Raw genomic sequence first — 21,966 nt, 5'->3', positions numbered from 1 at the left:
GTCGCTATGATACAGCGAACCGCCACCCGTATAGAAGCCCGGCCAATCGATCCTGGTTTGCGCAGCTGGCAACAGCTGCTCTCAAGCTCTGTCACCAGCCCGGAAGACCTGCTCAGGCGGCTGAACCTTGACCCGGCTGTCTGGCTTTCAGGTGCCCGGGAAGGCCACCGTCTGTTTCCGATACGGGTTCCGGAACCCTATCTGCAGCGCATGGTTCCCGGCGATCCGGTAGACCCGCTGTTACGACAGGTTTTGCCGCTGACTGCCGAGAGCCACAGGCAACCGGGGTTTGTTCGTGATCCGTTACAGGAGAGCGACGCCATGCAAACCACCGGGCTTATTCGCAAATACCGGAGCCGGGCCCTGCTGATGGTTACCGGACAGTGCGCCATCAATTGCCGTTACTGCTTCCGTCGCCACTTCCCTTATGAAGAAAACCGGCTATCCCCCAGTGACCGGGCAGAAGTACTCGCCACCCTGACCAATGACACTCGCATCAACGAGGTCATTTTCAGTGGTGGCGACCCGCTTGTAGCCGGTGACCGGCTGTTGGCAGCCTGGGCCGAATCACTGGCAGACATTCCCCATATCCGCCGCCTGCGAATTCACACGCGACTTCCGGTTGTCATTCCCCAGCGTGTATGCAACTCGCTGCTTGCATGGCTATCAGGGAGCCGGCTGCAGGTGGTAATGGTGATCCACACCAACCACCCGGCGGAACTGGATACTGATACCCGCCACGCCCTGGAGCGCCTGAAAGCTGCCGGTGTCACCCTGCTCAACCAGAGCGTTATCCTCGCGGGTGTTAACGATACGGCCAGTGTACTGAGCGATCTGAGCGAGCGGCTTTTCGAATGCGGTGTTCTGCCTTACTATCTCCATGCCTTTGATCCCGTGGAGGGCGCCCATCATTTCAACGTCAGTGACGACAGGGCCAGGGAGCTGGTGCGGCAGCTGCTTGGCACACTCCCGGGCTTTTTGGTGCCAAGACTTGTCCGGGAAGTGCCTGACCGCCCCGGCAAAACGCCCCTCGACCTGTTCGCGTGACACAGTTGCCGGCGCGGCCCGGGTTTACTTGTCAAATTTTGTTAACTCATGCTATTGCCGCTTTCTGTTGCGTGTTTGCTGCATTAGAGTACCCAACGTGGCCCAACCAATTGGCGTGAACTCATGGAAGGCTTGATCCTGAAACCCGAGCTTCGTGTTCCAGAACAGAAAACAGCAAGTCTCTCATTCTGCCAGACTTCACCAAAAGCCTTCAGGGACTGGATCAACCAGCTGCCCATGGCCAATATCGGTGAGGCCTCGCGGCAGCTCTATCACGCCATCATTGAACTGAACCACTTGTTCATCGCGCCGCAACAGCGCCTGCAGCTGCTGGAACTGATTCGCCCGAAAATACACTTTGTCAGCTCCGAGCTCTCCAGACACTACCTTGGCATGGCGGTCGCGCTGCCGGAAAAACAGCGTAAGATCGCCAACCTGTCCCAGGCTCTGCAGCTCCATGCCGCCAGTGGCTACAAGCTCTGTGTTCTGGAGCTCCTGGATAATGGCGGGGCGGAAAAGAACCGCAAAGCGGTGGCAACGGCTATTCACCGGGCCATCTCGGAACTAGCAGCCACCATCGTCCGGTCCCACCAGCTGTATTGTCCCAGCCCGGCACAGAGCTGGCTGGAATGCCATCGCCTTTTCCGTTTCGCCCATCGCAACAAACTCAGCGGGCTATCTGTTAACGATGAAACCCTGAGTCACCGTCATGCCAGCACGGTCGAGGACAGCTACAAACGTATCCTGCTGCTTGGATGCGCCCGGCCCAATCAGTTGCGGCAATCGGAACTGGCCCAAGTGTACGACCTGTTCGAGAACTGGACCCATCTTGCTTCCTGTGGCCCCGAGACCGACAACGACAGTCTGTTCGTGGTCAACATGGAGCGGGACACCGCGCCCGTTTACCGCAGTTTGCTGGAGCAGAAGCCGGGGAACGACAGTTACAACTTCGACACCCGCGCATTGTCAGAGCAAATCACCGAATCACTGCATACCCGCCAACAGAACAAAGACCACAAGGCCAGCAGTCTTGAGCTGCCGTCCCGGGTCAGCGACACGCTGCTGACCCACCTGAGTCAGGCCCTGGGAATCCTGGCAAAGCGCAACTTCAACCGCATTACCAGTCAGGGAACCCTCGAGATGTGCGTGGGACTGACGGCCGCCCATTATTTTGTGGCCGGCGGCAAGACCTTCAATGAGTTTGTCAGCGGCAATGACAACGGCACCCCTGATCGGGATAACCAGTTCCTGATGCCGTCACGGCGCCGGGAAGACGCATGGGCGGGTGCCCACGACGCGGGCCAGGGTGACGAACCGCTGCATCCAGCAGGCACGCCGATCAACTATCGCAACGGTATCGGCACCGCACCCGACAGCGAGCATGACCGCAGGCGGCCCCGGTCCCATCACGCCCTGCTTATCAATACCAGCCCGGGGGGCTACTGCGTCGCCTGGGAGACCAACGTACCCGCCTCACTCCAGGCCGGTGAGATACTCGGAGTTCGTGAGCAGTCCAACCATCCCTGGAGCATTGCCGTGGTGCGCTGGATCCGCCAGGTTCGCAACCAGGGCACCCAGGTTGGTGTCGAGTTGCTGGCGCCCAGTGCGGCGCCCTGCGGCGTTCAGCTGATCCAGAAAGTAGGCAACAGCAGCGAATACCTGCGGGGCCTGCTGCTGCCGGAGATCAGCGTGGTTAATAAGGCGGCAACCCTGATTACACCACGGCTGCCATTCCAGTCCGGAAGCCGGATATCACTGCTCCACGATGGCCGTGAAGACCAGGGCACCCTCTCCCGCCGGATCTCCGCCACCGGCAGCATCAGCCAGTTTGAGCTCAAGCTTCACAACAATGCTGCCACCAGCCTGCATAAAACCACGCCCGCGGCAGCCACCAGCGAGGATGAATTTGATTCGCTGTGGCCATCACTCTAGAGCTGTGTTCCAGGCAGCCAGACGTCCCCGGGACGGGGCGAAGGGTTGTTATTAACCGGTAACCCCTGCATCATTCAGCGTTAGTGAAAAACCGGTCCTTTAAGTGCAAAATGTGCAAAGAACTGGTACAGCCAACGCGTATCACGAGACATCCGACGAATGCAGAAAAAGAACGCAACTGTACACCTGCTGATCCTCGACCCTTCACAAAACGACGCTGAGACCCTCGTCAGCCTGCTCCGGAACTCGGGCAAGGCGACCCGCGCCCATCGCATCACGTCTGAGGAAGATCTCGAGGAGACCCTGAAAGCGGGCAACTGGGACTTGCTGCTGGCGCGGGACGACGTGGATCAGGAATTCGGACCTGACGGCGCGCTGGCAATGATTCGCCGCATGGACAAGGACATCCCGTCCATTCTGCTGACCAGCGAATTCAACCGTGAGCGCACGGTTGCCGTGATGAAGGCCGGCGCCCATGACACAGTACCCTTCGAGAACAGCGATCAGCTGGTGCTGGTGGTTAACCGGGAATTGAGCTCGCTGGACGACCGTCGACGGCGCAGAACCCTCGAATCACACCTTCGTGAAGCCGAACAGCGCTGCCAGTTATTGCTGGAAAGCTCCAAGGACGCCATTGCCTACATCAATGATGGCATGCACATTTATGCCAACCAGTCCTACCTGGAATTCCTTGGCTACGACGATATCGACGACCTGATCTGCATACCGGTACTCGACACCCTGACTCCGGAAAGCCAGGAAAAGTACAAGGAGTTCATGAAGTCCTTTGCCGAAAGCGGTGAAGACGGAATGACCATGAATTGCGTTGCCCGCCGCAGTGACGACCAGGAACTCAACGTGACCATGTCGGTATCAGCCGCCACCTACGACGGCGAAACCTGCACCCAGATTGTCATTCAGCCAGAACACAGCGACGCTGAGCTGGAAGAAAAAATTCGTCAGATCAGCAGTCAGGATCTGCTCACCGGCCTGTTTAACCGCCAGTACCTGATGGATGCCCTGAGCCAGACCATCGCGACAGCGGGCAAGGACAACCAGACCGGCGCCCTGGCCTACATCGCCCTTGATAATTTCATGAGCCTGAAGGCCCTGGTTGGCATAGCCGGGGCGGACCTGATGCTGGGAGACCTGGCAGCCCTGCTCAAGGAACAGACACCGGAGCACATGATTCTGGCCCGCCTGAGCGACGACGCGTTCTGCCTGCTCTGCCAGCCCTGTGAAGAGAACACCATGGCTGAGGCGTGCGAGGATATCAGCAGAAAGGTCGAGGACCACCTGTTCGACATCAACGGTCGTACGGTCCAGCTGACCCTCAGCATCGGTGTCGCTGCCATTACCGAAAACGCGCCCAAGGCTCCTGACCTGATGGGCCGCGCCCATACCGCGTCCTCGGAGCTGAAGAAGAAACCGGGCCACGAGCAGGGCAACGGCGTTCTGGTCTACAATCCGGCCGACTATGAATCCCTGGACGAAAGCAATTCCGCTGATGCCATACAGAAAGCCCTCGACGATAACCGGTTCCGGCTGCTGTTCCAGCCCATCATCAACCTGAGGGGCGAAGGCGAGGAACATTACGAGGCTTTTGTCAGGATGCTGAACAAAGACAACGAGGAAGTGTCTCCCTACGACTTCCTGCCGCCGGTCGGCCCCTCGGAAATGGCAATCAAGATTGACCGCTGGGTTATCCTCCAGACCATCAAGCAGTTGTCCAGCCACCGCTCGCGGGGACATGACACACGCCTGTTCCTCAACGTGACGGCAGAGACCCTCGACGACAGGACCTTCACACCCTGGTTGAGCGTGGCGCTGAAAGCGGCCCGCCTGCCGGGTGATTCATTGATCTTCCAGATTCGCGAAGGTGATGCCAACAACCACATGAGACAGGCGAAGGAATTTGCCAAAGCCGTTCACGAATTGCATGCCAAGGTCTCCATCTCCCAGTTCGGATGCGCGCTGAATCCCTTCAATACCTTCAAGCACATCGACGTGGATTACGTGAAGATTGACGGCTCCTTTACCGAGGAAGTGCAGAAGAAGGACGAAGCGAAGGAAGAGGTCAAGGAGATGATCAAGAGCCTGCAAAGCGCCGGCAAACTGACCATTGTGCCGCTGGTGGAGAACGCCAGCGTGCTGGCAACGCTGTGGCAGGCCGGCGTGAACTATATCCAGGGCTACTACCTGCAGGCGCCGGTTCCGGAAATGAACTACGATTTCGGCGACCAGTAGCCCTCAAGATTGCGCGGGGGCAGGCTCCGGCCCTGCCCCCGCGCAATGATTACTCCCCTACCTGAAGACTGTCACTTTCCCGGAACCCGATCAGGTAGAGAATGGCATCCAGGCCCAGGGTCGAGATGGAATGGCGAGCCGATTCCTTTACCAGCGGTTTGGCCCGAAAGGCAACACCCAGACCAGCCTGGCTCAGCATGGGCAGATCATTGGCACCATCACCCACTGCAATCACCTGTTCCCGCGAGATGTGTTCCTTTTCGGCAATTTCCTGAAGCAGCTCGGCCTTGCGCTTGCCATCAACAACCTGACCCGCGACGCGACCGGTCACCTTGCCGTTCTCGATTTCCAGTTCATTGGCGTAAACATAATCAATACCCAGCTTTTGCTGGAGATGGCGGGCGAAGTAGGTGAAGCCACCGGAAAGAATTGCCGTACGATAACCGAGGGACTTGAGACTGAGAATCAGATGCTCGGCACCTTCGGTCAGGCGCAGTCGCGCCGCAATACCCTCAAGCACCGACTCATCCAGCCCCTTGAGCAACAGCAGCCGCTCCGCGAAGCTCTGGCTGAAGTCCAGTTCCCCCTGCATGGCGCGCTCGGTGATCTCAGCCACCTGCTCACCGACACCGGCTTCCAGCGCCAGCTCGTCAATCACTTCGGCATCTATCAGCGTGGAATCCATATCGAACACCACCAGCCGGCGATTACGACGGAAGATGGAGTCCTCCTGGAAAGCAATGTCCACGTTCATTTCGCCAGCGATGTGCAGGAAATCGGCGCGCAGTTGCTCCAGATCCGAGGGCGTACCCCTGACGGAGAACTCCACACAGGCAATGCGGTTGTCTGAAGGATTCAGTGACGGCCTTGCCGAAAGCCTGCTGATATTGTCGATGTTCAGACCATGGCGGGCGGTAATGGCCGACACTCGCGCGATCTGCTCGGCTTTTATATCCCGGGACAGCAGGGTGACAATGTAACAGGCCCGGTTACGGCCCTCGGCCCACTGCTGATAGGCCTCGATGGTAATGGGTGCAAAGCGCACCTGCAGATCCAGGGCGTGCAGCCGGAACAGCAGGTCCCGGATAACCGGAGACGATTTGGACTCGTCCGGGATCTCGATCAGGATGCCCCAGGTCAGGTGGTCGTGAATCACCGCCTGGCCAATGTCCAGAATCCGCACATCGTACTGCCCCATGATGCCGGTAATCTCAGAGGTCAGGCCCGGCTTGTCGCGCCCTGACACGTTAATCAGAACCAGTTCACTCACTGTCAGGCTGCTCCTCTGAACCGGCGGCTTCAGCGGCGTTGCTGGCGGACTGGATGACATCAATGGCATCCACCCGCTGGAGACCCCGGGGCAGTTTGTGGCCACGGCGGCCACGCTCGCCCAGGTAGTGCTCCAGGTCGCTGAACTGCAATCCCATCTTGCGTTTACCGGCGCGAATTTCCAGCTGGTCATCCTCAGCAAACACCGCGACGGCCACCACGTATTCCTCCCGGTTCTGTACCCTTGCGGAGGGAATACTGATGATCTTGTTGCCCTTGCCCTTGGCCAGCTCCGGCAGCTCGCTCAGAGGGAACACCAGCATCCGGCCTTCATTGGAAATGGCGCCCAGATACAGCGGCTTTTCGGAATCCGGCACCACCACCGGCGGCATGATCCTGGCCCCTTTAGGCACTGATACCACCGCCTTGCCGTTACGATTCTTGCTGATCATTTCGTTCAGTGAGGTAACAAACCCGTAGCCCCCGTCAGTCACCAGCAGCACCTTGCGGGCGGGATCGTCCATCAACAGGCCGGAGAAGGTCGCGCCCGACGGCGGGTTGATGCGGCCGCTCAGGGGCTCGCCCTGCCCCCGCGCAGAAGGAAATGAGTGGGCGACCAGGGAATAGGCCCTGCCTGTGGAGTCCAGGAACACCGCCTGTTGGTTATTCCGTCCCTTTGCCGCCATGGCGAACCTGTCGCCGGCCTTGTAGCTGAGCCCCTCGGGTTCGATATCATGACCCTTGGCCGCCCTCACCCAGCCCTTCTCGGACAGTACGACCGTCACCGGATCGTTGGACACCAATTCGGTTTCGCTGAAGGCCTTTGCTTCGCGGCGCTCGACAATCGGCGAGCGGCGGTCGTCACCATAGGTTTCCGCATCTGCCAGCAACTCGTCCTTGATCAGCTCCCGCAGACGGTCTTCCGAGCCCAGAATGGCCTGAAGTTCATCCCGCTCGGCGGCCAACTCGTCCTGCTCGCCGCGGATTTTCATTTCCTCGAGCTTGGCCAGGTGGCGCAATTTCAGCTCGAGGATGGCTTCGGCCTGCTCTGCCGACAGACCAAAGCGGGACATCAGCTCCGCCTTGGGTTTGTCTTCATAGCGAATGATCGCAATGACTTCGTCGATGTTCAGATAGGCAACCAGCAGGCCTTCCAGGATGTGCAGGCGCGCCAGTACCTTATCCAGCCGGTGCTGCAACCGCCGGGTGACCGTGGTGCGCCGGAAGCTGAGCCATTCGGTCAGCATTACCCGCAGCCCCTTCACGCCGGGACGGCCGTCGTTGCCGATAACGTTGATATTGACCCGGTAGGTTTTTTCCAGATCCGTACTGGCAAAGAGGTGGGCCATCAGGCCATCCAGGTCCACGCGGTTGGAGCGGGGAACAATCACCAGCCGGGTCGGGTTCTCATGATCCGACTCGTCCCGCAGATCTGCCACCATGGGCAGCTTTTTGGTCTGCATCTGCTGGGCGATCTGTTCCAGCACCCGGTTGCCGGAGACCTGGTGAGGCAGGTCAGTGACGACGATCTCACCACCCTCGTTAATCCAGCGGGCACGCATCCGCAGGGAACCCTTGCCGGTTTCGTACATCTGCCGGATGTCTTTGCGAGGGGTAATAATCTCCGCATAAGTGGGGAAATCCGGCCCCTTGACATGTTCGCACAGGTCATCGGTGGTGGCATCGGGCTGTTCAAGCAGACGCACACAGGCCGCCGTAATTTCGCGGACGTTGTGGGGCGGTATGTCTGTCGCCATACCCACCGCAATGCCGGTGGTACCGTTCAGCAGAACATGCGGCAGCCTGGCGGGCAACACCGATGGCTCATCCATAGTGCCGTCAAAGTTGGGCACCCAGTCCACCGTGCCCTGTCCCAACTCGCTGAGCAGGACATCGGCAAACCTGGCCAGACGGGACTCCGTATAACGCATCGCGGCAAACGACTTGGGATCATCGGGGGCGCCCCAGTTGCCCTGGCCGTCAACCAGCGGATACCGGTACGAGAAAGGCTGGGCCATCAGCACCATGGCCTCATAGCAGGCGCTGTCACCGTGGGGATGGAACTTACCCAGAACATCACCGACCGTGCGGGCGGACTTCTTGTACTTGGAGGTAGACTTAAGACCGAGCTCGGACATGGCGTAGATAATCCGGCGCTGGACCGGCTTCAGGCCGTCACCTACGTTGGGCAATGCCCTGTCCAGAATGACGTACATGGAGTAATCAAGGTAGGCCTTCTCGGTGTAGTCCCTCAATGAAACCCGCTCAAAGCCTTCATCCGTGGTCTGAAACTCTGGCATGGATGCCCCTTTGGTGTAAGTTGCGTGAGTTGCTTTACATAGTCTGCTGGTTGGCCGGAGGGCACATTATATGGAGGCGGGGGCGGATACTCCAACACCCCGTCGGATTTCCAATAGCGGAATTCCCGCATGGAGCGAGTGTAACCCGAGACGTATGCTCACAAACGGTAAAACAAAGATACGTTTCATGACACCCAAGAGTGGAGAACTATGAGACCCGACCTGAAAGCCTGCGGGCAGGCCATGATCACGGCCCTGGTGAACGCTGTTCTTGCTCTGGCACTGATGCTTCTGGTCGAGTTCGCCATAAGCGGTACCTTCCAGCTGGCAGAGCCCTATCTCTGGGCTGGACTTCTGATCGGGCTGGTCATCTTCTTTGGTCAGTTCTGGCGCCAGCGCCATCTCTGCCGCAATAACAGTGGCTCCCGACAGTCCAGTGATCTGTATTAGGCGGTTTGTGGCCTGAAGGCGGGCACGACAGGATCAAGTCTGACCACCTACGGCAGGCCCGGCGGTGGTCAGACTGCTGGCATCACTGACGAATACCCTCCACCGAAATAATCATTTCAACCGTCTCGGACGCCTTACCCAGATCCATGGGAATACCGAAATCAGTCAACTTGAACTCGGTGCCCGCCTCAAAACCCATGCGATAGCCTCCCCAGGGATCCTCCCCGTGACCAAGCATTTCCACATCAAGGGTGACCTCCCTGGTGACACCTCGCAGGGTCAGGTCGCCGATAATGTCAGCCTCCCCTTCGTCGTCCACCTCAACCCGCGTGCTCTTGAAGGTCGCTTCCGGGTATTCGCTGACATACAGGAAGTCTTCCTCTCGCAGGTGCTTGTCGCGCTCTGCGTGATTGGAATCAACGCTGGAGGTGTCCACGATCACCTCGACTGAACTGTTCTCCGGATTTTCCGCGTCGTAGACAAATTCACCATCGAAATCATTAAACCGGCCGTAAAGCCAGCTGTAACCCAGATGGGAAATCTTGAAGGTAATAAACTGGTGCGCGCCCTTGGTATCGAACGCATAGGTCCCACTGTGCTCGGACGCCTGGGCCCCGCCAGCCATCGTCAGCGAGACAGCGGAAACGAGTAGCAGTTTTTTCATGTTCATCTCCTTGTTGAAACCGCCCGAAGGCAAAATTATCGACGTTGTTCAGTTCAGTGTTGGCGACGGTCCGTCCCCAGCATACGCCGAAGAGTGTCATCTCGGTCAATCAGATGGTGCTTTATGGCGGCCAGACCATGCAGGCCAGCAAGTACCACCAGGGCCCAGGTTGCCCAATAGTGAACAAGCCCGGCTATGTCCTCCATGCCTTTGATTCTTCCAGTGACTGATGGCACTTCAAACCAGTCAAACACGCTGATGGATGAGCCGTCCGCCGTGGAAATGAGATACCCACTGATCATTGCGACAAAAACCAGCACATACATCAACAGGTGCGCACTATGGGCCGCCAGCACCTCGAAGCGGCTGTGATTCGGCAGCGGACGGGGTACCGGGTTAGCGAGACGCCAGGCCAGCCGTAGGACCATGACTATCAATAACAGAATACCAACGCTACGATGGATGTCCGGCGCCGTGCGATACCAGTCGTCGTAATAGGACAGCCCGACCATCCAGTAGCCAAGACCAAACAGGCCGAAGACGGCAACGGCAACCAGCCAGTGCATCGCAATGGTGACTACCCCAAAACCCGTGGCCGTATTGCGTACCTGCATAAATTTCTCCGTTTTCAGTGCCCTGATACCCGTTGATGACCTGAGGGCAGTGTAGAAACAGGCACCCGTAAAGCCAATCAAAATGTTTTGCATACTTAGGTCAGAAATTCTGACCGATGATCTTGCCGGACACCGACCAGGTACTTCCCCCTATATCTTTGGTCTGATACGGGTTTTACTGATTGTAGAAAACCATGGCGGGGATAAACTTTACTTATATTCTGCATGCCCGGTTCGGGTTACTCATTGAACGAGAGGAAGAGACATGGAAATGGAATTCGACGAGTCTGTCGTCGTCCCTAGCAACAACTGATTCGCGGCGGCTCCCCGCGAGCCGTCCACTCCCCCTTTTGGCGCCCTCCCTTGCGCTGTATCTGGCTCGCCTGTTGTTATACAAACCTGTTTTTAAATGAAATCGCGGCAATGATCCGCAGGTTTTGGCACTCTTTGCCCTCACCTGAGGTTAAAACCTTTCTACCTGACCGACTCTGCCGCTATCTGCACATTTGCAACTATTCGGATTTCCAGGACCAGCTGAACTGGCTACTTCTGAAGGTGTCTTCCCGCGTGGTATCAGCAATACCTGCGCCAGGCGATCGCCCAACCGGGCTATTACCACAACGGCCAACTGAGGGTGCTTTCCTGCGACGTCCTGGCCAACCCTACCGAGACCGCTGTCAGGAAAGTTTGATCCCGTAAACCAGCGAAATTACCCAGACAGTGACCAGCCCGATGAACAGGTTCATCGGCAGGCCCACCTTTACAAAATCCATGAACCGGTAACCACCCGGGCCGAATACCATCATATTGGTCTGGTACCCCAGCGGCGTGGCAAAGCTGGCTGAAGCCGCCATCATTACCGCAATCACATAAGGCTCCGGGGCGATACCCAAAGTGGCCGTCATCGACAATACGATCGGTAACACCAACACCGCTGCGGCGTTATTGGTGATCACTTCGGTGAGAACCGATACCGAAAAATACACCAGCAGGACTGTCAGTAGAGGATGGCCACTGCTGACATCCAATATCCCCTCGGCCAGGAAGGCGGCCGCGCCGGTTTCCTGAAGCGCCGCCCCCAACGCAAAGGACGCGGCAATGGTCAGTATGACAGGCACATCCACCGCCTTCTGGGCCTGGCCAACCGAGCAGCAACCACTGAGAACCATCAGGGCAGCCCCCATCAATGCCGCGTTGAGCATGCTCAGCATGCCCAGGGCCGCAGCGCCCACCAGCACCAGCAGGATTCCCCAGGACAGATAGGCCCGGTCGTGACGCGGTGTTTCGGTTTCCAGGTCGTTGATCAGCAGGAAATCCTTGGCGTACCGCTGACGACTGACGAACGCCGGGCGGGCTTCCAGCAGCAGGACATCCCCGGTCCTGAGCCGGATATTGCCAAGGTTGCCGGAGACCCGCTCACCACCCCGCGCAACCGCCAGCACCACGGCACCATAACGATCCCGGAAGCGGGCATCGCGAATGGTCAGGCCAAGCACCTCCGACTGCGGGGAGAGGGCGGCTTCCACCAGCCGGCGCTCTGCACGATCTTTACTCAGGCTGGGCTCGTCATCATGAACGGAGGGGACAATGCCGTTGATCCGCAGCACGTCGGAAATAGCCTGGGTATCGCCGGCAAACACCAAGCGGTCGCCTCCCCGCAGGCGTTCTTCCGAGGGTACTGCCGTAACCACGCTGCCATCCCGTTCGATCTCAACCAGGTAGAGCCGTTCAAGCTCACGCAGACCGGCCTCGCCAACACTCTTGCCCACCAGCGGCCCATCGAAGGCAACCGCCACCTCCAGAGTAAATTCCCGCATGGATCCGAACTTCTGCTGGTCCTTCCGATCGGGCAAGGCCCTCGGCAGCACCAGCAGCATCACGGCCAGACCAATCACCGCCACCGGCAACCCGACAGCAGTGATGGAGAAGATCGAAAACCCGTCTTCCCCGGTCAGCTGCTGGTATTGCCCGTTGACCACCAGGTTGGTGCTGGTGCCGATCAGTGTCAGCGTACCGCCGAGGATGGCGGAATAACTCAGGGGAATCATCAGTTTCGAGGGCGAAATGCCAATTTTTCGCGACCAGGCGTGAACCGCCGGAATCATGGTGGCAACCACGGGGGTATTGTTGAGAAAACCACTCAGCAAGGCGACAGGGAAGGCAATGCGGGCCTGGGCCGAACGTACGGTGCGGGGAGAGCGCAGCAGGTGATGAACCACCAGATCGACACCACCGGAATGGTGAATGCCGGCGGCCACCACAAACATGGCCACTACGGTGATCAGGCCGGTGTTACTGAATCCTGCCAGGGCCTGATCTGCCGTTACAATGCCAGTGGCGCTCAACACGATGAGCACGCCCATCATGACCAGGTGCGGGCCAAAGCGCCCGACACTCATCAGCAGCAGCGCCATTCCCGCCAGACTTAAAGCAAACCAGCCCTGCCACTCCATCCGGTGTTCCCTTGAACAAAAGGGGCAGGATAGCGAGTTTGCCGGAAGCTTAGAAAGAATAAAGGATGCTGTTTAAAGCACCAATAAGAATATGAAGAGAATTACACCTCGATATCGGCCATGTTGCCGTAGGTCTCCAGCCACACCCGGCGATCGGACGCCCGTTTTTTGCCCAACAGCATGTCCATGCGGCTGTCGGTGTCGTCGCCGTCTGCGATGGTGAGCATCACCAGCCTGCGGGTATCCGGGGCCATGGTGGTTTCCCGGAGCTGAAGCGGGTTCATCTCACCGAGGCCCTTGAAGCGGGTGACGGAGATTTTGCCACGGCGGTTTTCCGCCGCCAGGCGATCAAGGATGCCCTGTTTCTCGTGCTCGTCCAGAGCGTAGAAGGTTTCCTTGCCCAGATCCACCCGGTACAGCGGTGGCATGGCCACGAACACATGGCCGGCGGCGACCAACGGGCGGAAATGTTTGACGAACAGCGCGCACAACAGGGTGGCGATGTGCAGCCCATCGGAGTCGGCATCGGCGAGGATACAGATCTTGTTGTAGCGCAGGCCGTCGAGCTTGTCGGAGCCCGGGTCTACGCCGATGGCAACGGCGATGTCGTGGACTTCCTGTGACGCAAGGATTTCATTGGAGTCCACTTCCCAGGTGTTGAGGATCTTGCCTCGCAAAGGCATCACCGCCTGGAATTCCCGGTCGCGGGCCTGTTTGGCGGAACCGCCGGCCGAATCACCTTCCACCAGAAAGAGCTCGGAGCGGTTGCTGTCGCTGCCGGAACAGTCCGCCAGCTTGCCGGGCAGTGCCGGCCCGGAAGTGACCCTCTTGCGGGCGACTTTCTTGCTGGCACGAAGCCGGCGCTGGGCGTTGCTGATAAACAGCTCGGCGAGCGCTTCGGCAACATCGGTATGCTGATTCAGCCACAGGCTGAAAGCATCCTTGACCACGCCGGAGATAAATGCGGCGGCTTCACGGGACGACAGGCGCTCCTTGGTCTGGCCCGAGAACTGGGGTTCCTGCATCTTGAAAGACAGCACGTAGGCACAGCGCTCCCAGATGTCCTCGGGGGACAGCTTTACGCCGCGGGGCAGCAGGCTGCGGAACTCGCAGAATTCCCGCATGGCTTCCAGCAGGCCGGTGCGCAGTCCATTAACGTGAGTGCCGCCCTGGGCAGTGGGGATCAGGTTGACGTAACTTTCCATCACCGCTTCGCCACCTTCCGGCAGCCACTGGATGGCCCAGTCCACGGCTTCCTTGTTGCCCGAGAAACTGCCGGTGAAGGGCTCCAGTGGAACCGCCTCAATGTCGGCCAACTCGGTACGCAGGTAGTCGCGCAGCCCACCCTCGTAACACCACTCGTCCTTGTCTCCGGTCTGCTCCTGCAGGAAGGTGATCGTCAGACCCGGGCAGAGAACGGCCTTGGCGCGGAGGTTATGGCGCAGACGGCTGACAGAAAACTTCGGACTGTCGAAATAGCTGGGGTCCGGCGTGAACGTCAGCCGGGTGCCGGTATTGCGCTTGCCAACCGTATCTACGGCCTCAAGATCGGTCTGTTTGTGGCCGTTCGCAAACGTCATCCTGTGCATCTGGCCGTCGCGCTTGATCAACACCTCAAGGTGGGTCGACAGCGCGTTGACCACGGACACACCGACCCCGTGCAGACCACCGGAGAAATTGTAGTTGCCCTGGGAGAACTTGCCGCCGGCATGAAGGCGGGTCAGGATCAGCTCGACACCCGGCACCCCATGCTCCTTGTGCATATCCACCGGCATACCGCGGCCATCGTCTTCAACGCTGAGCGAGCCGTCGCTGTGGAGGACGACATCAATGCGACGGGCATGACCTGCCAGTGCCTCATCGACGCTGTTATCAATGACTTCCTGGGCCAGATGGTTGGGTCGACTGGTGTCGGTGTACATGCCCGGGCGTTTGCGAACCGGGTCCAGACCACTAAGAACTTCAATGGCGTCTGCGTTGTACTGTTTCTGGCTCATGGGAAGAAAGCGACTCCACGGGTTTGTTTTTTAAGCTGCGCCATAGCTTAGGGATTCGAGGAGAAAGATCAACGGTTGATTTGGGCTGGTACAGATCAGGGCCGCTGGGCGCCACTATTGTTGACGTGTGATGGTATCTAGACCTTCGCCGGATACCCTGAGCTGCTTCCAGTCCTCAGGAGTGATTGCGATGACGGCGCAGGGTGTGGTCAACACCTGGGTGACCATAGCATCCTGCGGCGGCTTGCGGGCATTGAGAGTCAGCTCCAGCACGCCATCAACGATCTCCGCGGACCTCAAGGTCAGGCCGTAGCCGCCGGTGGGCTTCTGTCCCAGCCCTACAAGCACCAGGTGCTCCCGCTCCAGATCAATTGCCCGGAGCTGGTTAATGGAGAGATTTCCGGAGGGCAGGCGCCGCAACCTGTCCAGCTCACTGGCATTACTGATGTAAACCAGCCCCGGTGCTGTCAGGCCACAATGGTCGGATTCCGTCACCTGGCGGGCCAGAGGTGCACCACTGGCGGTTGCCGAGCGGTTGACAGAACAGCCTGCCACCAGGGTGATGGCCAGTGCCAGCACTGTCATGTGTATGAAACGGGTAGTCAACGTTCGTTCTCCAGGCTGCGAAGTGGCACATCATTATGCTCTTTCTCACCAGCGGATTTCAGGCGATAGCCTTCAAATCCGGTCCGCGGCAGGCCGCCCATGGCTGCAATGGTGGGGCGGCGGAAGCTGGTGGTCAGGGTTATTCCTCCGAGTGATTCGTCGCCAACCACGATCTTCTCCGGCAGGCCATTGACCGGGTATTCGGCACAGGCCTCGCCGTTCTCGCAGATCAGGCCGTTGTTGTCCATATCCGTGCCTGACACCAGAAAGTATTCTCCGGGCTCGACCTCATCGAAGGCAAAACGGTACTGACCATCGCTTGCAGAAACCACTGTCTGCTCAATGGTATCGCGTTCGTCATCGGCGCTGACCAGAAGTACGTAGTGCCTGCCTGCATCCCGCTCGTCCGGCGAAGTGCCCAGTCGCAGGGAAATCGGGACTGTCAGGGTGCCTGCCTCACCATTAAGCGGGTCATAGTCAATAATCACCTCTGTGGTGAAGCGCTGATTATCTTCGAGTCCGGTGGTATCCACTGACAAAGGGAGCGAAAATGATGGCTCGGTGGTCACTTCCCCAGTATTCAGCCAGCCTGCTCCAGGGGTAACGCCTGTGATAGTGACAGGTTCCCCCTCGGGATAAACTGCGAACTCAAGCTTCGCACTGAGAACAGCCGGGTTAAACTGCAGTGCCGATGGAGATGCGCCAAGGGTAACGGGAAAGTTGCCTTCCAGGGCGGCATCCATCGCAGCCAGGGCATTGATCAGGCCGGCACCGTACTCAAATGCAGGGCCAACTTCTTCGGTCAGGTCGCCATTTTTCAGCAGGCTATGGAACTTCGCCGGAGTCATGGCCGCACCAATCTCTCCCTTCATCAGGGCATAGACAGCGGAAACGTGAGGTGCCGCCATGGACGTACCCTGCAAGCCGGCGAAACCCGGTTCGAATTCGCCACCGTCATCCCGTCCCCATGTGCTGACAATAACATCAGCGGCACCATCCTGGTTGGCATCCCGGCTCGCATCTCCACCTGGAGCCACGAGGTCCACGGACTCGCCGACATTGGAATAAGAGGCGCGGTTACCGGCACCGTCTACGGCGCCGACCCCGATCACGTTGGGGAAAGCAGCCGGAAAGGTTGGCTCGTCGCTCGCCTGATTGCCGGCGGCGGCCACAATCAGCTTGCCGTTGCCGCCATTCCATGCAGAATCAATGGCGGCTTCAAGGGCGGTGCTGGGCCCAAGGCCGCCAAGGCTGAGATTGATTACATCGATCTCATTGCGGCCTGCCGCCCAGTTCAGCGCAGCAATCAGGTCGGCGGAGGAGCCAACGCCATTACGCCCCAACACCCTGACCGGGTAGACAGTAGCACTGGGCGCCATCCCCACAATACCAATATCGTTATCCACCGCCGCGGCGATGCCCGCGACGTGAGTGCCATGAAAATTGCTGCTCTGGGCAATGCCGTCTCCGGGGTCAGCGGGATTGGCATCCCGCCCCGGGGTCCCATCAATATCCAGATCACCTGAGACGTAATCCATGGTCTGGCCATTAATGGTTTGAACATTGGGGTCCAGATCAGGATGCCAGTTTTCAGCGGTCTGTGGAGTGGCGCTGAACATGCCAGTGTCCAGAATCGCGATACCAACCCCTCTTCCTAATTCAGGGGCAACCTGCCAGGCCATAGGCGCCCTTGCCAGCGGCAGGTTCCACTGTCGATTAAAAAAGGTGTCGTTTCCAGGAGATACCTGCTGTGCAGTGTAAAGATAATTGGGTTCGGCCCCGATCACACCTGACTGCTCCCGCAGATCAGCTATCCATTCCAGCGTATCCCCGCGGACTTCTTTCAACTGGTTGGCGGACATGGCCACCGGATTTCGCGCCCCGTTCCTCCGCATCAACCAGTTTCCACGCCCCAGATCCCGCCGCTCCGACACAGCCATGGCCGCCATGGCACCGCCGTCGGGCTCTGATGCCAGGCTCACAATGGCTTCGTCCACCATGAAAGAAGGGTTGATATAGCGGGTATTCGTGACAGCGGGGGATGCCTGGTCAGCCAGAGTAAGAACGTAACGGAAGGGGCGGCCGCCTGTTGTGCTGGTTTCAATCAGATAGGAGCCGGTTTCAGCACCATCTGGAAGGGAAACGGTCAGTGCCCCCAGGTCAGTGGAGGTACTATCGATGTCAACCGGCACCAGTCCCCCATCCTGCTGCCGGAGAACACGCAATGTCCGGTCAGGCAGCGGCAGACCTGGAGAAAAGAACTCCTCTGGCGACAGGAAAACCTGAGCCGTAATTCGATCACCCGGTGACAGCTCCGTGACATAGAAATCTTCCGTATCCTCGAAGAAACGGAATACATCCGCGGTGTCAGTGACGTAAATGCCGTCGAAGAAACTGAGATATCCTCCCACGGTTGCTCCTGGAGGCAGAGTCTGGGCGGATCCGGGTGAACCATTATCCGTCTGCTGCTCAAAAAAGATGTCATCAGCCGTGTCAGAATCCACCCGCGTACCGCTCTCGATCTCGATAATCCCGGCCAGGTCGGGTGGTGGCTCTCCAGAGTCCCCGCCCGATCCTCCTCCGCCACCGCAGCCGGACAACAACATCACCCCAGAAACCAGGCCGGCGGCAACAGGAATAATCCGAATCATAATTAATTCACCAAATCGACATCACGTACACGGGAAAACAACTGCTTTTACTGTCCCGCATACTATCTGATTAACATTGCAACATCGGGTACGTTGCAAACATTTCATCAGACCCAAAGACTGCAATCACGCCCGGGAGGCTTTCAGACCCATCATGGCAACCACCTGCTCGGTAAGATCATCCAGCGTCAGCCCGCCATCGGGCCGGTACCAGGTCACGGTCCAACTCAGGGCTCCGGTCAGCATGCGGCGCACCACAAACGGCTCCGCAGCCAGCATGCCAGCGTGGCGCAGGGCCTCCAAAACATCCAGCCATAATTGTTCATAAATGTCCCTAAGCCTCAGCACATAGGCCTGGGAGGCTTCTGACAGACTGCGCCACTCGAACACCAATACCGCCATGGCCTCACCGGTCTGCCCATTGATGGACTCTAACTCCGCCCGGACAAGTGCCTGCAGTTTGTCGCGATCAGTTTCAGCCGCATCCACTGCCGCCTGCATCAGAGCGGTATTGAGGCGAATAGTTTCCACCATTACCGCCTTGAGGATCTCTTCCTTGGTGCGGAAATGGTGAAACAGACTGCCAGACTGGATACCGACGGCGGCCGCCAGATCCCGCACCGTGGTGCGCTCATACCCCTTGTCACGAAACAGCCTGGCGGCCTCGTGAAGCAGCCGGCCGCGGGCGCTGGTGGGATCGGAAACCAGGTTGTCAGCAACCAGCGCGCGCAGGATAGAGTCTTGATTCACAGTGTTTTCCAGCCAGAGAACAGAAGAACGCCAATTCTATCCTGATTTTGCCTGTTTACAAACCAAGCGCTTGCTTGGTATTGTCAGCCTCATCTCTGACAGACTCTTAGACAACGCCGCTCCCAGGAGCTTTGCGACTGCCGCTAACAGGTGAAGACATGCCCGACCCCCATCGTTCCAGCCCAGAAACCGTCCGCATCGGCTGCTCCGCCGCCTTCTGGGGCGATACTGAAACCGCCGCGGCTCAACTGGTTCGCAAAGGCAACATTGATTATCTGGTGGCGGACTATCTGGCAGAAATCACCATGTCCATCATGGCCGGCCAGAAGATGAAGGACCCCAGCCAGGGCTATGCCCGGGATTTCGTGCAGACGGTGTTGGGGCCATTACTGGATGAAATAAAACAGAAAGGTATCCGGGTGCTGGCGAACGCCGGCGGTGTCAATCCCGTGGCCTGCCGCGACGCCCTGCAGGTGCTGTGCGAAAAGGCCGGCGTGGATATGAAAATTGCCCTGGTGATGGGCGATGACCTGTTACCCAAGAAGAAGCAACTGGCGGACGCCGGCACCACCGAGATGTCTACCGGCCAGCCGATGCCACCGATGATGGTAAGCCTGAACGCCTATCTGGGAGCGCCCGGGCTGGTGGCCGCACTGGAACAGGGCGCCGATATCGTCATTACCGGCCGTGTTGCCGACAGCGCCCTGGTACTGGCACCGCTGGTGCATGAGTTCGGGTGGCGCTGGAGCGATTACGACAGACTGGCCCAGGGCAGTCTTGCCGGACATCTGCTGGAGTGCGGCGCGCAGTCCACCGGTGGCAACTTTACCGACTGGGAAGAAGTGGCAGACGGCTATGCCGATATGGGCTTCCCCATTGCAGAAGTTTCCCAGACCGGCGAGTTCACCATGACCAAACCGGAAGGCACCGGCGGCCAGGTGTCCCGGGGTACGGTAGCGGAGCAGCTTGTCTACGAGATTGGCGATCCGAGAGCCTACCTGTTACCGGATGTGACCTGTGATTTTACCGATGTCACTCTCGAAGAAGTCGCAACGGATCAGGTGCGGGTTGGTGGCGCGAAAGGGCTGCCACCGACGGACAGCTACAAAGTGTCCGGCACCTGGCCGGACGGTTTCAAGTGCACGGTTACCTTCCTGCTCGCTGGCATGAACGCCAGGGCCAAAGCTCAGACGGTGGCCGAGGCAATCCTGGCAAAGACGTCGCGCATGTTCAGCGAGCGTGGCCTGCCGGACTACACGGACACCAGTATCGAGTTGCTGGGCACCGAGACCACTTATGGTGCCCACGGACGCATGGGAGACTGTCGTGAGGTGGTGGTGAAGATCAGTACCGCCCATGCAAAGAAAGAGGCACTGGTGCTGTTTTCCCGGGAAATTGCCCAGGCGGCGACGGGGATGGCACCGGGAATTACCGGCATTGTGGGTGGACGGCCAACGGTGTGGCCGAAGATCCGGCTGTATTCCTGCCTGGTTCCCAAAACGGAAGTCTCGGTTGCCGTGGACCTTGACGGCAACAGGCAGTCCGTCACGGTGGATACCGCTGGCGGATTCGAGCCGGCTCAACTTGAGTCGCAGCCTTCCAGTTCTGCAGCACCAGCCACCGATGTGACCGTGCCTTTGATCCGGCTGGCGTGGGCGCGCAGTGGCGATAAGGGAGATCACACCAATATCGGGGTGATTGCCCGCAAGCCGGAGTTTGTGCCGTTTATCGAGGCGGCGTTGACGGAACTGGCGGTGGCGGAGTGGATGGTTCATACCCTGGACCCTGAGCATGGTCGGGTTACCCGTTGGTCAATGCCGGGCTTCCATGGGTTCAACTTCCTGCTGGAGCACAGTCTTGGTGGGGGTGGCGTGGCCAGTTTGCGGATTGACCCTCAGGGCAAAGCGTTTGCCCAGCAGTTGCTCGAGCTTCCTGTGCCGGTTCGTGCTGAACTGCTTGATTAATCTGGCTTGGGTGCACGCGCTCCGGTGGGAAGACGTGTCAGGTACACGCTGTGAATACGTCCCTGTACGCTCGACAAAAACATCCATGTTTTTGACGGTCCCTGACACGTCCTCCCACCGGAGCGCCCTGAACTTTTCGAGGATTTTTGACATGAGTTATCAGTCTATTTTTCATCCGGATCTCTTTCGGGACCAGGTCTTCATTGTCACGGGAGGAGGTTCGGGAATTGGGCGTTGTACCGCCCATGAACTTGCCGCACTCGGTGCACGGGTAGCGCTGGTTGGGCGCAAGGCCGAGAAAGTTGAGGCGGTGAAGGCAGAGATTACTGAGGACGGTGGTGTTGCTTCCGCTCACGTGTGTGACATCCGCGAGGAAGAGTCAGTAAAGGCGACCGTCAAGGCCATTATTCACGAACATGGTGGGCTGAACGGTGTGGTGAATAACGCCGGCGGGCAGTTCCCCTCTCCTCTTGCGAGCATTAACCAGAAAGGCTGGGAGACGGTGGTTCGTACCAATCTCACCGGTGGCTTTCTGATCGCCCGTGAGGCTTACACGCAGGCGCTGTCGAAAACCGGCGGGGCGATCGTGAATATTGTGGCCGATATGTGGGGCGGCATGCCCGGCATGGGGCATTCCGGTGCCGCCCGGGCGGGGATGGTGAATTTTACCCAGACGGCTGCCGTCGAATGGGGCTGTTCCGGAGTGCGGGTGAATGCGGTGGCGCCCGGCTGGATTGCCTCCAGTGGCATGGATAATTATCCCGAGCATATGAAGCAGTGGATTCGCAGCCTGGGGGATAACGTGCCGATCAAGCGCATGGGTACGGAGTCCGAGGTCAGTGCGGCGATCTGTTTTCTGCTGAGTCCGGGAGCGGCGTTTATCAGTGGGGATTGCCTGCGGGTTGATGGGGCGGCGTCCCAGGGCGGGCGTGTCTGGCCTTTCCCGAAGGCGAAGAACAATGAGCCTTTCAACGGTTTCCATCGGGCGGTCACGCCTAAAGTTCTGAGCGACGACTGAGGAG

At 58.8% G+C, this 21,966-nt stretch carries 15 protein-coding genes; 6 read left to right on the top strand and 9 right to left on the bottom strand.

Features of this window, described 5'->3' with window-relative positions; genetic code table 11:
* Nucleotides 1-6 precede the first annotated feature (6 nt).
* The 3 genes from epmB to DIT71_RS14670 all read left to right on the top strand — a co-directional run bounded on the left by epmB (nucleotide 7) and on the right by DIT71_RS14670 (nucleotide 5,226).
* Nucleotides 7-1,047 (top strand): EF-P beta-lysylation protein EpmB, encoded by a 1,041-nt coding sequence (gene epmB / locus DIT71_RS14680; protein ID WP_114613963.1) that lies wholly within the window; start codon nucleotides 7-9, stop codon nucleotides 1,045-1,047.
* Between the two features lie 123 nt (nucleotides 1,048-1,170).
* A complete protein-coding gene (locus DIT71_RS14675; RefSeq protein ID WP_114613962.1) occupies nucleotides 1,171-2,979 on the top strand; it encodes a GTPase in 1,809 nt (602 codons plus the stop codon).
* A 159-nt stretch (nucleotides 2,980-3,138) separates the two neighbouring features.
* Nucleotides 3,139-5,226, top strand: a complete 2,088-nt coding sequence (locus tag DIT71_RS14670; protein ID WP_114613961.1) for an EAL domain-containing response regulator — start codon at nucleotides 3,139-3,141, stop codon at nucleotides 5,224-5,226.
* Nucleotides 5,227-5,275: 49 nt separating this feature from the next.
* On the opposite strand, the gene serB is transcribed toward DIT71_RS14670, so the two are convergent.
* Both serB and parC read right to left on the bottom strand, forming a co-directional pair.
* Complete coding sequence (gene serB, locus DIT71_RS14665; protein ID WP_114613960.1) at nucleotides 5,276-6,496, bottom strand: phosphoserine phosphatase SerB; 1,221 nt, start codon at nucleotides 6,494-6,496, stop codon at nucleotides 5,276-5,278.
* Complete coding sequence (gene parC / locus DIT71_RS14660; protein ID WP_114613959.1) at nucleotides 6,489-8,795, bottom strand: DNA topoisomerase IV subunit A; 2,307 nt, start codon at nucleotides 8,793-8,795, stop codon at nucleotides 6,489-6,491. Before parC ends, serB begins: the two co-directional genes overlap by 8 nt.
* 210 nt (nucleotides 8,796-9,005) lie before the next feature.
* Between parC and DIT71_RS14655 the strand changes: the two genes are divergently transcribed.
* On the top strand, nucleotides 9,006-9,245 hold the full coding sequence (locus DIT71_RS14655; protein ID WP_114613958.1) for a hypothetical protein: 240 nt from the start codon (nucleotides 9,006-9,008) through the stop codon (nucleotides 9,243-9,245).
* Nucleotides 9,246-9,327: 82 nt separating this feature from the next.
* Here the strand turns inward: DIT71_RS14655 and DIT71_RS14650 are convergent, their stop codons facing one another.
* The 7 genes from DIT71_RS14650 to DIT71_RS14615 form a co-directional block, all read right to left on the bottom strand.
* Nucleotides 9,328-9,909: a YceI family protein gene (locus tag DIT71_RS14650; protein ID WP_114613957.1), complete on the bottom strand. Its 582-nt coding sequence runs from the start codon at nucleotides 9,907-9,909 to the stop codon at nucleotides 9,328-9,330.
* 53 nt (nucleotides 9,910-9,962) lie between these two features.
* Entirely contained in the window at nucleotides 9,963-10,523 is a 561-nt protein-coding gene (locus DIT71_RS14645; protein ID WP_114614089.1) for a cytochrome b, read from the bottom strand.
* A 677-nt stretch (nucleotides 10,524-11,200) separates the two neighbouring features.
* On the bottom strand, nucleotides 11,201-12,976 hold the full coding sequence (locus DIT71_RS14635; RefSeq protein WP_114613956.1) for an SLC13 family permease: 1,776 nt from the start codon (nucleotides 12,974-12,976) through the stop codon (nucleotides 11,201-11,203).
* Nucleotides 12,977-13,077: 101 nt separating this feature from the next.
* On the bottom strand, nucleotides 13,078-14,973 hold the full coding sequence (gene parE, locus DIT71_RS14630; protein WP_114613955.1) for a DNA topoisomerase IV subunit B: 1,896 nt from the start codon (nucleotides 14,971-14,973) through the stop codon (nucleotides 13,078-13,080).
* 114 nt (nucleotides 14,974-15,087) lie between these two features.
* Complete coding sequence (locus DIT71_RS14625) at nucleotides 15,088-15,579, bottom strand: protease complex subunit PrcB family protein (protein WP_144114500.1); 492 nt, start codon at nucleotides 15,577-15,579, stop codon at nucleotides 15,088-15,090.
* Nucleotides 15,576-18,230, bottom strand: coding sequence for a S8 family serine peptidase (locus DIT71_RS14620; protein WP_114613953.1), 2,655 nt, complete (start codon nucleotides 18,228-18,230; stop codon nucleotides 15,576-15,578). The genes DIT71_RS14625 and DIT71_RS14620 overlap by 4 nt, the downstream gene beginning before the upstream one ends.
* 126 nt (nucleotides 18,231-18,356) lie before the next feature.
* On the bottom strand, nucleotides 18,357-18,980 hold the full coding sequence (locus DIT71_RS14615; RefSeq protein WP_114613952.1) for a TetR/AcrR family transcriptional regulator: 624 nt from the start codon (nucleotides 18,978-18,980) through the stop codon (nucleotides 18,357-18,359).
* Nucleotides 18,981-19,138: 158 nt separating this feature from the next.
* Between DIT71_RS14615 and DIT71_RS14610 the strand changes: the two genes are divergently transcribed.
* Both DIT71_RS14610 and DIT71_RS14605 read left to right on the top strand, forming a co-directional pair.
* Entirely contained in the window at nucleotides 19,139-20,944 is a 1,806-nt protein-coding gene (locus tag DIT71_RS14610) for an acyclic terpene utilization AtuA family protein (RefSeq protein ID WP_114613951.1), read from the top strand.
* Between the two features lie 151 nt (nucleotides 20,945-21,095).
* Nucleotides 21,096-21,962, top strand: a complete 867-nt coding sequence (locus DIT71_RS14605) for an SDR family oxidoreductase (protein WP_114613950.1) — start codon at nucleotides 21,096-21,098, stop codon at nucleotides 21,960-21,962.
* The last annotated feature ends 4 nt before the right edge of the window (nucleotides 21,963-21,966 follow it).

Origin of the sequence: Marinobacter vulgaris (assembly GCF_003344045.1) — a bacterium.
GTDB classification, from domain to species: domain Bacteria; phylum Pseudomonadota; class Gammaproteobacteria; order Pseudomonadales; family Oleiphilaceae; genus Marinobacter; species Marinobacter vulgaris.
The sequence above is the reverse complement of the archived record's forward strand: the minus strand, read 5'-3'. Positions and strand labels throughout refer to the sequence as shown.

Excerpts from the sequence above, each read along its gene's own strand:
- DIT71_RS14620 (WP_114613953.1), bottom strand. The coding sequence starts at position 18,230 with ATGATTCGGATTATTCCTGTTGCCGCCGGCCTGGTTTCTGGGGTGATG.
- DIT71_RS14655 (WP_114613958.1), top strand. The coding sequence starts at position 9,006 with ATGAGACCCGACCTGAAAGCCTGCGGGCAGGCCATGATCACGGCCCTG.
- DIT71_RS14610 (WP_114613951.1), top strand. The coding sequence starts at position 19,139 with ATGCCCGACCCCCATCGTTCCAGCCCAGAAACCGTCCGCATCGGCTGC.
- DIT71_RS14650 (WP_114613957.1), bottom strand. The coding sequence starts at position 9,909 with ATGAAAAAACTGCTACTCGTTTCCGCTGTCTCGCTGACGATGGCTGGC.
- DIT71_RS14675 (WP_114613962.1), top strand. The coding sequence starts at position 1,171 with ATGGAAGGCTTGATCCTGAAACCCGAGCTTCGTGTTCCAGAACAGAAA.
- DIT71_RS14605 (WP_114613950.1), top strand. The coding sequence starts at position 21,096 with ATGAGTTATCAGTCTATTTTTCATCCGGATCTCTTTCGGGACCAGGTC.
- DIT71_RS14635 (WP_114613956.1), bottom strand. The coding sequence starts at position 12,976 with ATGGAGTGGCAGGGCTGGTTTGCTTTAAGTCTGGCGGGAATGGCGCTG.
- epmB (WP_114613963.1), top strand. The coding sequence starts at position 7 with ATGATACAGCGAACCGCCACCCGTATAGAAGCCCGGCCAATCGATCCT.
- parE (WP_114613955.1), bottom strand. The coding sequence starts at position 14,973 with ATGAGCCAGAAACAGTACAACGCAGACGCCATTGAAGTTCTTAGTGGT.
- DIT71_RS14670 (WP_114613961.1), top strand. The coding sequence starts at position 3,139 with ATGCAGAAAAAGAACGCAACTGTACACCTGCTGATCCTCGACCCTTCA.
- parC (WP_114613959.1), bottom strand. The coding sequence starts at position 8,795 with ATGCCAGAGTTTCAGACCACGGATGAAGGCTTTGAGCGGGTTTCATTG.
- DIT71_RS14645 (WP_114614089.1), bottom strand. The coding sequence starts at position 10,523 with ATGCAGGTACGCAATACGGCCACGGGTTTTGGGGTAGTCACCATTGCG.